Origin of the sequence: Mucilaginibacter pankratovii, assembly GCF_014773265.1 — a bacterium.
Classification (GTDB): domain Bacteria; phylum Bacteroidota; class Bacteroidia; order Sphingobacteriales; family Sphingobacteriaceae; genus Mucilaginibacter; species Mucilaginibacter pankratovii.
Window position 1 is genome coordinate 403,662 of sequence record NZ_JACWMY010000002.1, and the last position, 17,333, is coordinate 420,994.

At 44.2% G+C, this 17,333-nt stretch carries 7 protein-coding genes; all 7 read right to left on the bottom strand.

Annotated elements, in window-relative coordinates:
* Nucleotides 1-159 precede the first annotated feature (159 nt).
* The 7 genes from IDJ77_RS04695 to IDJ77_RS04725 all read right to left on the bottom strand — a co-directional run bounded on the left by IDJ77_RS04695 (nucleotide 160) and on the right by IDJ77_RS04725 (nucleotide 17,323).
* The gene (locus IDJ77_RS04695; RefSeq protein WP_191187773.1) at nucleotides 160-4,305 is read right to left on the bottom strand and encodes a hybrid sensor histidine kinase/response regulator transcription factor; all 4,146 of its coding nucleotides are present in this window, start codon (nucleotides 4,303-4,305) and stop codon (nucleotides 160-162) included.
* Nucleotides 4,306-4,804: 499 nt separating this feature from the next.
* The gene (locus tag IDJ77_RS04700; RefSeq protein WP_191187774.1) at nucleotides 4,805-5,617 is read right to left on the bottom strand and encodes a 3-keto-disaccharide hydrolase; all 813 of its coding nucleotides are present in this window, start codon (nucleotides 5,615-5,617) and stop codon (nucleotides 4,805-4,807) included.
* Nucleotides 5,618-5,684: 67 nt separating this feature from the next.
* Nucleotides 5,685-8,138: a glycoside hydrolase family 2 TIM barrel-domain containing protein gene (locus tag IDJ77_RS04705; protein WP_191187775.1), complete on the bottom strand. Its 2,454-nt coding sequence runs from the start codon at nucleotides 8,136-8,138 to the stop codon at nucleotides 5,685-5,687.
* Nucleotides 8,139-8,168: 30 nt separating this feature from the next.
* Complete coding sequence (galA, locus tag IDJ77_RS04710) at nucleotides 8,169-10,652, bottom strand: beta-galactosidase GalA (RefSeq protein ID WP_191187776.1); 2,484 nt, start codon at nucleotides 10,650-10,652, stop codon at nucleotides 8,169-8,171.
* A gap of 43 nt (nucleotides 10,653-10,695) precedes the next feature.
* On the bottom strand, nucleotides 10,696-12,783 hold the full coding sequence (locus IDJ77_RS04715) for an alpha-L-fucosidase (RefSeq protein WP_191187777.1): 2,088 nt from the start codon (nucleotides 12,781-12,783) through the stop codon (nucleotides 10,696-10,698).
* Nucleotides 12,784-12,796: 13 nt separating this feature from the next.
* Nucleotides 12,797-15,169 carry a PDZ domain-containing protein gene (locus tag IDJ77_RS04720; protein WP_191187778.1) on the bottom strand — a complete coding sequence of 791 codons (2,373 nt, stop codon included), beginning with the start codon at nucleotides 15,167-15,169 and terminating at the stop codon, nucleotides 12,797-12,799.
* 111 nt (nucleotides 15,170-15,280) lie between these two features.
* A complete protein-coding gene (locus IDJ77_RS04725) occupies nucleotides 15,281-17,323 on the bottom strand; it encodes a beta-galactosidase (RefSeq protein ID WP_191187779.1) in 2,043 nt (680 codons plus the stop codon).
* Nucleotides 17,324-17,333 lie beyond the last annotated feature (10 nt).

The following is a 17,333-nucleotide window of genomic DNA, read 5'->3' on the forward strand; positions in this document are numbered from 1 at the left end:
CGGATAACGCTGCATGAGCACAGCGGCAAACATGGTATTTGAAGATTGAAGTGCGGCATGCCGACTTGGATTACCGAAGCAACTATCTATCCGCGCACCCTAAAGGAAACAGAAGCCGTAGTACCGGGCATTCTGAGGCGGAAGCTATTGGCCCGTTTTCTAATCCTCAATAAAACTATCTACGTACCTTGATGGGATGGTATTAAATTCAGCCTTAAAAGTCCTCACAAAATACTTCTGGCTTTTGAAACCTACTTTGTGGCAAATTTGGGAGATAGTAAGATGCCCGGTTTCCAGCAGTTGGGCTGCCCTCTTCAGGCGCATCTGGCGTACCAGTTCGTTTGGTGTTTTGCCGGTCATCTGCAGTATTTTTTTATAAAGGGTATAGCGGCTCACAAACATCTCGCTGCTAAGCTCCTCTACCGAAAAATTAATGTTAGAGATATTATTATCAATCAATATCAGCACTTTTTTGATGAACAACTCATCAGGCGATTCTACCCCCACCTCGGTTGGGCTGGCATCTACCTGTTTTTGATAAGTTTTGCGCATGTGTTCCTGCTGGCTAAGGATGTTCCTTATTTTAGATACCAGTATCTCGAAATTGAAGGGCTTGGTCATGTAATCGCTCGCACCTGTTCCAAGGCCTTTTAGCTGTTGCTCTTCTCCTGCTATGGCCGTTAGCAAAATAACCGGTATGTGCGATGTGCGTTTATCACCCTTTATTTTAAGGCATAGGTCGGTACCGTTCATCTCGGGCATAGTTATATCACTTACCACCAGGTTGGGGTGCTGGGCAAGCGCTTTTTGCCAGCCTTTTTTACCGTTATCAGCTTCCAGGATGTCGAAGAAATCTTTCAGGTTGTCTTTGAGGTAAAAGCGGAAGTCGTCATTATCCTCCACCAGCAAAACGGTAGGTTTTTTGGTATCCCGGTTTTCTTTCGGCCGCTTATCTTTTTTTCCTGCTATATCAACCGGCTCGTCCCCTATATGCGGAAGCAATACAGAGGCATCTGTAAATACTTTTTTATCTAATTGCTGCAATGGCAATAACACGGTGAAGCAACTGCCCTGGTTAAGTTCGCTTTCTACAACAATTTCGCCCTGGTGCAGCCTTACAAATTCTTTAGTTATAGATAACCCTATACCGCTGCCCTGGTTAAGCATGCTACCCGGGATATCGCTTTGGAAGAAAGGCTGGAATATCTTTTCCATTTTATCGTTGCCTATACCAATACCTGTGTCGATGATCTTTATCTCGAGCAGCGTGGCGGCATCACTATCACTATTCCTCAAATTTAAAAGTACGCTCACCTGCCCCCCTGCATGCGTAAACTTATAGGCATTAGATAGCAGGTTAAAAAGGATACGCTCTATCTTGTCGTGGTCGAAACTGGTGTAAAACTCATCAACCTCAGTATCAAACACAAAATCTATCCCCTTTTGCTCGGCCACATCGGTAAACGCGTGTGATAGTTCGCGGATGAAGCTTATAATATCCCCCGTGTTTTTGTGCAGCTTCAGTTCCTGATACTCCATTTTACGGAAATCCAGCAGCTGGTTCACGAGGTTAAGTAAGCGCTTTGCATTGCGGTTAACCAGTAAAAGCTGATTTTTCACATCGGGGTCTTTCACCTGTTTTACAATCTTATCTACCGGCGCCATTATCAGCGATAGCGGCGTACGAAACTCATGGCTTACGTTGGTAAAGAATTTGATTTTCATCAGGTCAAGCTCATGAAGGCGTTGCGTTTCTTCCCGCTCCTTCTCCAGCAGGAACTGGGTTCGCAGTTTTTTTATACCCTCCCTGCGGATGTAAAATAAAGCGCCTATAAATGCCAGGGCATAAAGGATATAAGCAAAGGTAGTTTTCCACCAGGGAGGCAATATGGTTACATGCAAGGTCAATTCTTTGCTGTTCCAAAAACCGGTGTTTGATGCGCGTACTTTAAAAGTATAATCGCCTGCATCTAAGTTGGTGTAGGGTGCCTTTCGGCTAAGGTTATCGGCCGTGATCCAGTTTCTGTCGAAGCCCTGCATCATGTACTCAAATTTAACTTTATCCGGATCGAAATAGTTGAGGGCGGCAAATTCTATCGAAAACACATTCTCGTTATATTTCAACTCGATGCTTTTCATATAACTGATGGCATTAGGCAGGATAACTTCACCGTAGATCTTTTCGCCCACAGATACACTTTTGTTAAAAACCTGCAAATCGGTTAGCGCCAATTCGGGTACATGCTTGCTCGAATGCAGATCCGCCGGGTTAAAAATATTAAAGCCGTTACCGCCGCCAAATATGAGTTCGCCGCTGCGGGTTTTGTATGATGAATGCGGCGTAAACTCGCGGCCCTGCAACCCGTCCTTTTCATTATAATTAACAAAGCTGAATTTACGAGGCGACACTTTATCGTTTATGGTGATGCTGGATAGCCCGTTTTGAGTGCTTGCCCAAACGTGGTGGCTATTATCCTCCCGTATATCAATAACGGTATTATCGGGCAGCCCGTCTTTATGTGTAAGGTTGGTAAAGCTGCCTGTTTCCGGGTCAAATATGCTTATCCCCCCGCGCGAACTTACCCATATCAACCCACGGCTGTCCTCTAAAATATTGTTGGTATTGTTATTAGCAACGCTGTGCGGGTCTTTATCGTCATGGATATAGTGCGAAAACTGCCCCGTTTTACGATTTAAAACATCCACGCCAAATGCAGTTACTATCCAAAGGTTCTTCCGCTTATCCTCCATAAGCGACGAAATGTAGTTAGAATGGATAGAGTTGCTGCTGCCAGGAGTTGGTTTGTAATGAGAGAATTTGCCGGTTTTACGGTTAAACAGGTTTAAACCGCCGGCAAGCGTACCGATCCACATATTTTGGTCTCCGTCCTCAATGATCGACCATATACGGTCTTCGGAAATACTGGTGGAATCGGCATCGTTATGGCGGTAATGTTTAAAGTTTTTACCGTCAAAAACATCCAGCCCGCCAAAGTAAGTACCTATCCATAGCTTCTGCTCATGATCCAAGTACATGCTCACTATTATATTGTTGGTGAGGCTGTTGATGTTGGCTGCATCGTGCATGTATTTTTTAAAGCTGCCGTTCTTACGGTTAAAATAAACCAAACCACCGCCGTTGGTGCCCAGCCAAAGGTTGCCATACTTATCTTCTATAAACTTGTTTACATCGCTAAAACTTAAGCTGGCCGGGTCTGACAGGTGATGCGTGTATAGCGGAAACTTGATGATACTTTCGTGGTAGTAGCTTACGCCCCGCTTGTAGGTGCCGGCCCATATAATGCCGGTGTTATCCCTATACAGCAATATAATACTGTTTTGGCCAACCGTTTTATTATCATCTTCCCGGTTTAGCAGGTATTTGAATGTAAAATCCTGTTTGTTTAGAATATTAATGCCACCGTGGTCGGTTGCTATCCATATACGGTTTTTATCGTCCTGTATCAGGCTGGTAACTACATTGGTATTTAACCCGCCATGCCCGTTATCTTTATCAACGTGCCTAAACAAGTTAAGCCCGCTGTTAAGGTAATAAACACCCAATGAGTAATTAGGCACAAATGCCCATATATCGTCCTGGTTATCAATAAAAACGCAGTAACTACTGCTTAAGCCGGGGCTTATGCCGACCAGCGTTTTGCGGTAATCAACTTTATGAGTTGCAGGGTTTACCCTTTCTAAAACGCCCTTATTATATACCAGCCAAATGTTGCCTTTACTATCCGTGGCTAAATCAGATACGGTGTTGCTGTAAATAGACTGCCCATCGCCCGGTTTATTGCTAATGTGCGTGGTTGTTTTACTAAGGGCCGTGTATTTGTACACACCGGTGACCGAATTGAGGAACCAAAAATTACCCTTCCTGTCTTTTTTTACCGCGGTAAGGTTTTGAGAGGGGATACTTATCGACCTTAAAAAGCCGCCCGCGTCATGACTAAAACGCTCTGTCTGCGGGTCGTAAATATTATAACCGTTACGGGTTTCTATCCAAAGCTTGCCCCCTGGGCCTTCTGATATGCTTAGTATAAAATCGTCGTTAAGGCTGGTGGTATCGCCGGTGATGTGCTTAAATACTTTAAACTTATAGCCGTCATATTTATTTAGCCCCGATAAAGTGCCAAACCACATAAAGCCCTTGCTATCCTTAAAAACACAATTTACCTGGTTATGCGAAAGCCCGCTGGTAATATCAAGCTTAGAGAATTGGAACTCGTTATTTTGGGCGTGAAGCCGTGCGATAATAAAAAATGCTAAAAAAAATAAGCACCCCCCGCGTTTCTTCATCACCTTTTTTGTTGTTACACGTTATCGTTTAGGAGGTTACACTTATTTCCGATGCCATTTTATCAATTTATTTCAAATATGGTGGCTATTTATACAAAATCTTTACAGATTCCATTTTTTTTTGACAAATTAACATTTAGCGCCCTTGGTGGCAATCATTTGTCTAAGATATCAATAAGTTATAAAATTGCTTAAACCAAAATGATTATATTTGTATGATAGGATTTGCAATTATTCTGCAAACGAAAAAGTGGTGAGTAAGAAAATAAGCCATTATAACATATTGAATATCAGATCAATACAAGGGAAATACAAATCCCTTCTCCACAAAGCTCAACGCCAAAAAAAGAGTAAAAGCCTGCAAATAAAATAATTGCAGGCTTTTGTTTTTTAGTCAAATGTTACTATTTACCCCTCTTTTAGAATTCATTTGTAGGGCGAGTAATTTGGTGAGTTGACTTTCTGAAAACCTTACTCATCTTAAAAATTTACTTACCATTTAACGCTCAGCATCCGGCAGCTGTTTAATTTCAATGTTCCTAAAATCCACGGGCTGCCCCTCGCTTTGTAGGGCGACAAAGCCGCTGCTTAGTAAAGTTCCGTCTTGTTTGTATTTCGGGTTGTAGCCATGCGCTATCCCGCCGCCAATGGTAGGCCTGGAATACTGTAGCACAGTATCGCCGTTGATGATATGCGTAATTAATTTATTACCCTGAACGATCAATTCCCCCTTTACCCATTGCTCGCCGTCGTAAGTTTTTGAAGTAGAATTGATACAATGATCGGGCGACACGCTCCCTTTATAAACCACATCGGTGCCGGGTGAGCACATGTTGCCGGTTGGCCTCGATTTCCCGTCACCTAAACCGCCCAATAACTGCATTTCAATGGATATGGGCCAGTCCTGGTCCTTCAACATTGTCCTAGGGTCCTGAGAATGGAACATTACACCGCTATTAAGAAGTGTGTAATCGGGAGCACCTTTTTGCAGTTTGCCAACAAAACGATACTCAAACCGGAGTTTATAATGCGAGAACGGAGTTTTATAATACAGGTGCCCAAACTGGTCGTTAAAATCGCCGTACTGGTCATAACTTATCCTGATCATGCCGTCTTGTACCCTGAATGTATTGCCATAGTTTTCGCCAACCAGGTGATGATTGATCTTTACAAACCAGTCGTTAATGTCGTGCCCGTTAAATAGCTTCTTCCAGCCTTTGTCGGCATCGCCCGTATCGGCCAGTTTTTTGGTATTAGAACAGCCCAGTATAAGCAAGCAGGAAAAAATAAAAAGGATTTGCGTTTTTTTCATAGTTGATAAAGTATTGTGCCGTCTTATTATACTTAATACAGCAAATGTATTTGATCTGTGTTAGGTTTTACTTACTCTTTACTGGAATTGCTTTGATGTCTAAAATAGCCGCGGACAACCCATCTGAACTAACCGTTAATTTAATATCACCGGCATCATGGGTGCTTCTAATTACTATTAAAGCACGCCCGTGCCATGCTCTGTGCGCGTTGCCAACATATGGGTCGGTATCTTTCAAATCACCATTGGCAACTCCGGCAATTGTTGCTGGCCCTTCAATTTTAAAGTTTAGGCGGTTTGCGGCATTTGGCTGAAGTATACCATCCTTGTCGGTTACCTCCACAGTAACATAAGACAGGTCCTGCCCATCGGCTTTTATCTCTTTCCTATCAACAGTTACCCCGATTTTTGCAGCATCCCCGGCGGTTTGTAAAACAGTAGCTTCAATTTCTTTACCATTATCCACACCCATTGCTTTAAGCTGGCCGGGCGCATAAGGTACGGTAAATTCGGCTTTATGTTCCTGCTCTTCAGTTGTTGGCTTCTCGCCAATAAGTTTGTTGTTGAGGTAAAGACGCACACCGGGATATTTTGAATAAACTTCAACCTTAATAGCTTTTCCAAAATATTCCGGCCAGGTCCAACTTTCCCAGGTAGGCCATACGGACCACCACGTTGTTTTAATCTCAATTGGATCCGGCTCGGGCTCCCGAACAGCCATGTAGAGCTTTTCGGTATTATTGTATAAAAGGCTACGATAGTGGGAGATCGGCTTTCTCCATCCGATCAAATCGATATCGCCACAATAGGCGCCATGCCAGGGGAAAAAGTCATGCTCCCAATGTTCACCCGGCATATCGCCAGAGTAATACCAACGGCCTATCCCCGATTCGCCAAGATAGTCCATAGCAGTCCAAACAAAATCTCCGATAACATAATTGTTGTTTTTTACCAACTTCCAATTTGCAAAGGCATCCTTAGGATACGACTCCGTTTGCATAATCATCCGTGAAGGCACCCTCTGATGATCGGCAGCCGCACTCCACAAGTGATAATTATAACCGGCAATGTCATGCGCCGCCATAAGCGGATCGAGCGTAGCCCACTCCTTACCATTATCCACAATTGCGGATGTAACCGGGCGAAGGTTATCTATCTTTTTTATTGCATCAGCAAGCATTTTGGCTGTTTCTACCGCTCCGGGGGTACCCCTCTCCACTATTTCGTTACCAATGCTCCACATGATAATGGAAGGGTGATTACGGTCGTGCAAAACCATGGCATCTACGTCACGTTTCCACCACTGGCTAAAATATTGGGCGTAATCATATTTGTTTTTACCTGTTTTCCAACAATCAAACGATTCGTCAACAACCAATAAACCCAACCTATCGCAAGCATTTAAAAAAGCCTCGGAAGGGGGATTATGAGAGGTTCTTACAGCGTTAAATCCCGCTTCTTTGAGTTGCTCTATCTTACGCTCCTCTGCACGGTCAAAAGCGGCGGCGCCCAGGCAACCGTTATCATGATGCACGCAACCGCCATTCAGCTTTACGGTTTTGCCATTAAGCTGAAATCCATTTTCGGTAGTGAATTTTACAGAACGTATGCCAAAACTCGTCTCCGTTTGATCGATTACTTTTTTATTTTGTAGTACTTGTATCCGGGCATTGTACAATGCAGGGCTTTCCGGCGTCCATAGCCGGGGGGCTGTTACAGGTATAGTTTGGGCAACTTCTTTTTCACTATGAGCAGCCAGCTCCACCTTTATCTGACCATTCCCGGCATTTTTAGCATCTGCGCCCTTTAACCAGGTACTTAAAACAATACTCTTGGGCAGATCGGTTTCGTTTTTTACCAGTGTTTTAATTTGAACGGTTGCCTTTTTGGAAGACGCATCAGGGGTTGTAATGGCAACGCCCCACTGGGCTATATGTACAGCTTCGGTAGCGATCATCCAAACATGGCGATAGACCCCTGAACCACTGTACCACCGGCTGTTTACTTGTTGCGAATTGTCTACCCGCACCGCTATAACGTTTTCACTGTTAAAATCCAGATAAGGCGAAAGGTCATAACTAAAGGATGAATAGCCATACGGGTAAATTCCAAGCGATTTCCCATTTATAAAAACCTCAGCATTCATATAAACCCCTTCAAAATAAATGGAGACTTTTTTACCTTTCCATTCACCCGGAGCTTTAAAGGTTTTACGATACCAGCCAATACCCGCCGGGAAATATCCGCCGGCACCGCCCATTGGGTTTTTAGGACTTACTTTACCTTCTATACTCCAATCGTGCGGCAGATCAAGGCTTCGCCAGGCCTTATCGTTAAAATCCCTCGATTTGGCCGAGGCCGTATCTCCCTGGAAGAACTTCCATTGATAATCAAACAATTGCTTTCGTTCCGTTTCACCGGGATTTTGAGCCTGGCATGCAAGGTTACCAGCCAAAATCAAAACGGTTGCAACTATCGCTTTAATATAGTGGGTAATAATATAGGTTTTACGCAGATCCATAGGGGTGTACTTCTTATAGCAATATTTGTTTTATTGGACGTTGATAATAACTTCATCTCCCTTAAGGGTTTCGGAAGATGCTTTTAACCGGATCTCCCCGGCTTGTTTATTTGATTGAACCAGCACTAAGCAATATCCGTTAAAGGCCATCCGCTGGCTGGCTTTATCCGGCTCATGGCTGCTGGGGTTACCGTTACCTGTGCCAATAATTTTTCCGGGGCCTTCAATTGAAAACTTTACCAAATCCCCCGCTGTAGGGACAACTCTTCCTTTGGCGTCTTTAATAGCAACCCGGATAATAACCACGTCGGTACCGTCGGCCTTAAGTACGGTACAATCGCTGTTCAAGGCTACGTGTGCCGGAGCGGTTGTGGTTTCAACAATATCTTTAGTAACCAATTTACCGTTTTTATATCCCCTGGCTTCCAGTTTACCGGGCTTATATATCAAATTCCATATCAGCTTGGTATAGGGAGTTGTTTTCTGCCGGCCTATTTTTTTACCATTGAGGAATAACTCCACTTCGTCGCAGTTGGTGTAACAATGCACCTGCGTGCTATCTCCTTCTTTGCCGGGCCAGTTCCAATGCGGGAAAATATGGACCACCGGTTCGTTTGTCCAGGCCGCCTTGTACGCGTAGTACCCGTCTTTAGGGAAGCCGCATATATCCATAAACCCGAAATGTGATGTAACGCATGGCCATTGATATGGCGTAGGCTCACCACGGTAATCGAAACCTGTCCAAACAAATAATCCGCCCAGGTAGGGGTATTTAACAACGTCTGCCCAATCTTCGCCGGGCAGTGGCCCCCAGCCTGGTTGCCATAACCCGAGGTTTGAAACATAACCCTTTCCCCAATCGTTCTTATACTCACCGCGGGTTGAAATGAAACTTGTGGTCTCTGTATTAAACTCAACCCGGTTGGGATATTTTTCATGGTCCTTCACATACGCCAGCCCTTTGTCTCCATAATTATATCCCACAACATCCAGCACATCGCTATACCCGCCTTCGTTCCGTCCGTGATTCATGGCAGCCGTCACAGGGCGCGTAGGGTCTATCTGATGGGTTATGTCAACCAATGTTTTTAGTATCCTGGCCCCGGTCACCGTACCTTGTATCCATTCTTCGTTTTCCATACTCCACATAAAAATGGACGGGTGGTTACGATCCCTGTATAACATGGCTTTCAAATCCTTTATCCCTTCTTCAGAACCCGATAACATGCGATTTTCGTCCAGCACAAGCAAACCCATCCTGTCGCACATATCAAGCAATTCTGGAGTGGGAGGATGATGGGAACAACGATAAGCGTTGCTACCCATTTCTTTAAGTAATTTTAACTTGTATTCATTTATTTTATCGGGGAGTGCTACACCAATCCCGGCAAAATCCTGGTGGTTGCAAGTACCCTTCACCGGGTAAAGCTTTCCGTTCAGAAACACCCCATTCCGGTTTACTTCCACGGTTCTCACCCCAAAAGTGGTTTCGTAATTGTCTACAACAACCCCATTTTCAGAAACTTCAGTGAGTAGTTTGTAAAGGCCCGGTGTTTCGGGCGTCCAAAGCAATGGTTTTTTAATAATCCCTTGTTGCGAAATCTCCGTTGTACTAAAGGGCTCAATTACCTGCGATGAAGTTTTTGTGTCAATTATCACTCCCTTATTATCGGCAATTTTAGAGACGAGTGTAATGTTTTTAATTACGCCGTATTCGTTTTTAATATTGGTTTTTATGTTTACCGAAGCTTCATCAGGCGAAACTACAGGGGTAGTAACATAGGTACCAAAGCGGTCGACATGCAGCCTATCGGTTTTATTGAGCCAAACGTGCCGGTAAATTCCACAGCCTTCGTACCACCAGCCTTCATAGTCGGTAGCATCAACCTTTACAAGAATAACATTTTTGCCCTCGTTACCGTAGCGCAAAACATCAGTCAAATCATAGTTTGAAGGAGTGTAGCCGCTTTGATGGTTGCCCATGAGCTGACCATTAACCCAAACAGAACTGTTCCTGAAAATACCGTCGAATTCTATGGATATTTTTTTCCCTTTATCGGTTTCCGGTATTTCAAACTCTTTCCTATAAAAGCCTATCCCACCGGGCAAATATCCACTGACAGCCGGCGAGCTCCCGATTGATTTATCATTAACAAAAGTCCCCTCAACACACCAATCATGCGGAAGGTTTACTTCCTTCCAATCTTCGGGTTTAAATGTAGCTGCTTTATCAACATCGGTATAAGCAACAATGGCATCTTTGTTGGTTTCAACTTTTACATTGATATCTGTTAAACCTCCATAACCAGCAGCTTTCACTGCCCGCTTTATAGCTATATCGCCTTTATGAAACTGCCAGTTAAAGTCAAATTTTTCTCTTATTCTTTTCGATGAAGCAGTTAATATGCTTTGCGCTGTTGCATCAACAAATGATGAAGCCGAAAGCAAGAAGGATGAGATCCCAAAAAGCAATATTTTAAGCACCTGATTTTTAAAGTGTGTATATCTGTTCATAATTTAAATTGATAAGCAACTCCTGAATTACCGAATGGTAACATCAGGGCTGGCTTGTGATCACATCTACCTCGGCGTATCCTATATTATCGTTGCCCTCTGTATTCTTCAAAGCCCTCAATTTAATATAGCGTGCTTGTACAGTCGCAAATTTTTTAATTTGCAGCAATGGGTTGTTTTTGATGTTCGGGAACTCGCCTTCATCAACCAATTTCCATTCCTTATTGTCGGGCGAAACATAAAACTGATAGGTAGTAATAATACCCGGCCCCCATAAACCAGGATCGGGTAAGTATCGGAAGCCAGACAGGCTTTCTTCTTTCCCCAGGTCTATCACCAGGTCAACCGGCATTTTTTTGTCCTTGTCCTGGTGCCATACCGTAGCAGGGTCGCCATCTAAAATTGCTTTAGCCTTTTCCACATCTACGCCCAAAATTCTCCAATCTTTACGGGGCAGGTCGAACTTTTCTTCCACCACGGAACTGCTTTTGCCAGTAGTTCCGTCACTGGCAATCGCCTTTACTTCTAATTTTCCAACTGTTTCAAAAGGGCCGGTATATTTTTTTGAACCGGGGGTAGGCGTGCTTCCATCCAATGTATAGTAGACTACCGATTCTTTATCGGCAGGTGTTATTATTATTTTACCGGATTGATCTCTGATAACAGACGGAGCGGTTAAGATCTGCTGTGCGTTGTAAATACCGATATTGGAGATAACAGGGCAGCTTTTCGAATCGGTAATAGTCAACCGCACTTTTGTGGCCTTCACACTCGGGAAAGTAAGAATACGTTTATACCCAATAGTGGTTGCAGTTGCTACTTCCTTCCAACTGCCACCAACCAATGCTTCAACTTTGAATGCTTTTACCCTTTGGCCTAACCGGATATATTCCTGAGCCAAAAACCGATTAAATGAAGTGGCCTTACCCAAATCGATGGTCAGCGAAGCGGTTTTTACTTTGTCGTCTGTTGCCCAATATGTATTTGTATTGTTATCAATCGCTTTACCGGCACCAAATTGTTTACTGTTGCCCCGAACATTGGAAGCAGTTGCTTTTTTCAATTGAGCAAGATTTACAGCAAACGCGTCCTTAACCGCTTTGCCAAATTCCAGGGCTGCTTTTTCATCTCTATTATTGATCAAACCATTTGGCATGATAGGAAAGTTAAGCAGGAAAGTAGCATTACGGCCAATGGAGTTGTAGTAAGTGTCCATCAGTTGAGGCAACGTTTTCACCTTAGTATCTTCACTCGGGTGATAAAACCACTCCGGCCTGATGGATGTATTTACTTCGGCGGGAACCCAGGCATTACCGTTTTCCAAACCGTAATGCAGCATATTGTAGGGCACATCGCCGGTAGCGTTGAGCAGGCTCCAATTGGTTTCACCTACATAACCGGCTTCGGTTCCTACCCAGCGCAGATCGCCCCTATCGCCGCCATCGTTCCAGATCACACAATTTGGCTGTAGTTTATGGATAAGCGCATAGGTATTCTTCCAGTCGTAATAGGTGGTGCGGTCAATGGTACGGCTTTCGTTAGCGCCACCGTAATAGCCCGAGCCTCCGTTAGCACCGTCAAACCATACTTCGAAGATGGGCCCGTAATTAGTGAGCAGCTCGGTCAGCTGGTTCCTGAAATAGGTAATGTATTCCGGCTTACCATAATCCGGATCGTTCCTGTCCCATGGAGAAAGATAAATGCCCAATTTTAAACCATATTCCTTACATGCGTCGGCCATTTCCTTCACCACGTCTCCTTTGCCATTTTTCCATGGCGAATTTTTAACGGAGTACTCCGTATATTTTGATGGCCAAAGGCAAAAACCGCAGTGATGCTTTGCGGTAATGATAACTCCTTTCATACCCGCTTCTTTACAGGTACGTGCCCACTGCCGGCAATCCAGGTTCTTTGGGTTAAATAAATTCACATCTTCATTACCAAATCCCCATGACTGATCCGTATAGGTATTCAACGAAAAATGCACAAATGCATAGGATTCCATCTGCTGCACGCGCATTTGGTTACGGCTTGGTACCGGGCCAAATGGCTTTGGCGCACTGATTTGAGCGTTACAAAACAACGTTGGAGACAGAGAAAAAACAATCCCCCAAAAAAAATTTCTATTCATAAAATTCACATTATTACATTTTTACTTCAATCTTTCGTTTCAGTTGTTGTTGATTACGAAAGATCACTATTTCGGTATTTTTCCCGGCAACCGCGTTCCGGGCTTCCTGTAGGTCTTTAAGATTGCCGACTTGTTTGCGATTAAAAGTTAGAATTACATCATTAGCCTGAAGGAATGCTGAGGCAGCAGAGCCTGGAGCAACTGAGAGGACTAAAACACCCCTTATCCGGTCCATGCCTGTTGCGGACTGCTCGCCGGCGGTGGTAAGGTTTTTTATCCTCGCACCCATAAAATCTATGGTTTCATCTTTGGTTAAATTATTGATTACTAGGACCGTCGGAAAAATTGGCTTTTTGGCGATCCTCTTCAGCCCCACGGAAACCACACCAAAGTTATCCATTTCAAAATTTTTGAAGCCGGCGGACAAGGCGGCAGCCCCTTTTTTAATCCGAAAATCTCCTTTTTCAGGATTTTCAAAAGTTAAAGGGCCGTATACAGAATGGCTATCTGTTCCGCGCGAACGGGCTTCGGCCAGTGAAACGGAATCGGGAAAAGTGTTGTAATCAATTTCACGGCCCCAGTCGGCAATACCGATAGGCAGGTACGCCGTGCCAACAATATTATGGCGAAATACATCCTGGCTGTTTTTAAACCAAACATGGGGGTGAAAGGTATTATTAACCATGATATTGTTTTCAACAATGCGTTTCACACCTTCCCGCAACTTAATACCTCCGTTTAAACACAGGTTATTGTAAATATGATAATTGCTGGATCCGTCATCCAGGTCGATATCCCAACCATGATCGCAGCGGAACCGGTTGTTGCGCAGGACGATTGGTCTCACAACATCAAGGAGAGCTAAACCGGGTCTTTCAGCAACAATTGAATCAAGCTTCTTTTTATCTGCCTGCCAGTAGCGGTCGCGCCCCCAGGAATTGAAAGAACCGTGATCACCTGTTTCCTTTACAGTATTGAACACGTCGTTATACTCAATGATATGCCCTCCCCAGGTCCCTTCACTCACGTTGATGCCTGCACGTGGCACGTCATAAATGGTATTGTGGCTTACCACAATATCGCTACACATTGATAGCTCTACCCCGGTCGATTGTTTTTCTACATAACCAAGGTTAAACATCAGGTTATCATAAACTTTACAGTCTTTAGGATAATTGTTTGTTTTAGGGCCAGGTGTAAGGTCTATTTCCGCTGGTGGTATGTACTCGTTATACTCAAAACTGGGTGAACGCACCGCAGCCGGGTCGCCTACAAAACAAATACCGCTTGCGCCAATGTCGGAGATCCGGCACCCGGATACTTCACAATTGCGGTTGAAGTTGCTAAAAAACACCGCGTTGCTGCCCAAATTCTCGAGTACACATTTTTCGAGCCGGCAACGTACCGCCCCTTCGTAGAATACTGCTCCGCCCCGGTAAATTGTCCAGTCGCTGCGCAGCAAGGGCTCTTTGTTTTGCATAAAGGTGCGTACCGTCTGTGTTAAGGTGAGGCCGGAGATAATAATATTTTTGACCAGCCTCTCTTCAGTGCCCCTGAATTCAAATAAATGGGCAAGTTGCGGTATCTCCAACTTTGCAGTTTTTAAATCAAGGCCTGCGGGCGGATAGTAATATAAGATTTTCGTTTTCTTATTATAAAACCATTCGTTTTCCGTATCAAGTTCTTCAAAAACATTCTCTGTATACCTGTATTTTTCGTGCATACCCGACCGCCGGTTATTTTGCCAGCCCCCTTCCAGAACAGGCGTGCCGCTGGTGTCTTTCCCCGTAATGATATAATGAAAATCGCCCCACTTTGCGCTGTGCAATGCATGCACATACCCGCCCGCAGGGGACTTCCACCTTTCAGCGCGTTCTTTGCTCATGGCATCAGCTGCTGTACCACGGAGGATCTCCGCCGAAGGGTCGTAGTTGGGGTAGCGGGCCATATGCTGCAATTTTCCGTTTACAAGCAGTTCATCAAAAACAAGGTCTTGGGCAATCTTAGCCTGCCGGATTCCATTTTTAAATGCTGTCCAATTCAGTCCGCGCAATAAAGCCCCGCCGCTTATGATGACCTTTTGGTTGTCCACATTGGTCAAAGTCAGCGGTTCATTATCTTTCCTGGAGTCGGCCGATGTAAACACTACGGGCTTGCTCAAATAATAGGTACCGCCGTAAAGCCTGATAAAAACCGCTCCGGAAATTTTTCGCGCAGCGCTCACTGCCCCGTTTATGGAAGCAAATGGTTTGTTTTTAGTACCCGGATTACGATCATTACCCTTAACAGAAACATATAGATTTGTTTGTGCGTTGCTGCCAGCCGGCCGCAGGAACGAAGCAAAGAAAATTACAGATATGATGATCAGGTTCTTAATTCCCCTCATTTTTTAAAATTTAAGTAATACGCCGCCAAGTGAACTGTGAACTTGCCGGTAAATTCCCAATATAATTTGTGCTATTTTTCACCTTTGGCTATTTGATGAAAAATACTAAATCTATTTCACTTCTATAAACTCCGGCTCGTACGGCGCGATAGTAAAATTGCCTGTATAGCTTTTATCAAAAAGAATACTCTTTGAGTTTCCATTCATTGAAATTTCCTTTGGTTCACCCGTTACATTCAGGTATAAGAAGTGATTCTTGTCAATTTGCCTTGCCATTACACCATCGGGAACCTGCGGCCCTTTCTTAATGCCAAGTTCGTTGATCAGCTCGTCAACCAATGGGTTCAATACATTGCTACCCGCAGGTAACCCCACATAAATTGCCCTGCCTTTGCCGTATTTGTTAGAAGTTATGATCGGGTAGTCCTTGTCCAAACTTGTGATGCTGGCCAAAACCTGGGCACCTTTGGGATCTATAACATCAAACCGTGCCGACTCTGCATTCACAGATGTCCCTTTATAGTTTACTTCTAATTTTTTTCCCCGATAAGACTTTCTTGATATTTCATTCAGGTTTTCTGTCTCTTCGTAACTTGCTACCCTTATACCAAAAACATCATCTAAACGCCCCGGGTGGGTGGACGCAAATACTTTCCCGGTTTCGTCAACCACCGCGGAATTACTTGTCATAACAACAGTGCCGCCATTTTTTACAAACTCCCTGATCTTGTTGCCGGTTATTTCATCCATTACCGTTACACCGGGCACAAAAAGTAATTTGTACTTTAATGTACTTTTGCCGATCTCAACAATCCGGGAATCCATATTACGAAAATGAAACAAATTCCAACAGCTCTGTAACTGTTGGTCCTGCGTCTCGGGAAAGGCGCTGCTGGCTATCTGACTGGGAAAGGAGAATGCTAAGCCAACTTCTGGGCTGGCCTTGTAAGGGAAGAATTTTTCTATCTTTTTAAATTCGGTGGCTATCTTTTTGTATTCATCATATTTACGGTTGGGGACTCCGTCCCAATCAAGCATCCCTTCCAGGTATTGTTCTTCGCCCGACCACATACTTTGCCAGGTCCATCCGCAAATCATCTGATTGCCGTACATCAGTGTGGCATAAGCCGACTTCCTGATCGAATTGGGCACTGCCGTCATGGTTGTATACTCGCTGCACCAAAAAGGATTAGAGCTTTCAAACTGAATACGGGAAATCCCAAACAAGGCGTTCATCACACCCCAATTCGTTGTTAAAGAGTTACCGGGATAAAAGCCAGCTCCCTCACGAGTCATTTTGCCTGAGTAAGCAATCTGTGAATAGTCAAAATATTTTAAGGCGCTGTAATACCAGGCATTTGTATTTGTCAACACACCGGGGGCATTTGTGTTAACCTTGTCGAGCACTTTGAATAAGATGTGGTTTACCTCGTCTGAAATAAAACGCCTGAAATCCAATATTTTCTCCGGGGCGCCGTTCTTTTCGCCCGTTACGGGTAGGCCAACTTCATCAAAATCGTTGACCCTTCTGGACCAACGCTGTGTAGCCCAGGCTTTGTTAAAATTATCAAGGGTAGCATACTTTTTCATCAGCCAAACAACGAATCTTTTCCTCACCGTTTCTGAATATGAAATGGGGCCATCACCAGATTCGTTATCAACACCAAAAGCTAAGAGGGCCGGGTGTTTGGCGTAATGCTTTGTAAGTGTATCCGCATAGCGCACAGCATATTTTTGATACATCGGATCGCCTAAATCATCCATGTAGCGATGGTTTGGATATTGCGCAACGCCGCCCGGACTGGTAACATCAATAGATGGGTATTTATGGTGCAGCCAAACAGGTGCGGGGCGAATAGCGATATCAAGGATCACCTTGATCCCCGCCTCGTTCATCATATCCATCACAGCATCAAACCATTGAAAATCAAACTTACCCTCAGAGGGTTCATAACTGTCCCAGGCCAGGTGGCCCATCCTAACTGCCTTGAATCCGGCAGCCTTCATTAAGGCAATATCCTTTTTTATTTTTTCCTGGTCTTTATCATCATGTGGATGATAGTTGGTGCCAACGTATAGCACCTGAGCTTTAACCGATAACACGGCAAGCAAAAGCGTTGAGACTATCAAAAGCTTTTTGATTTCTATTTTCATTATTGTATTT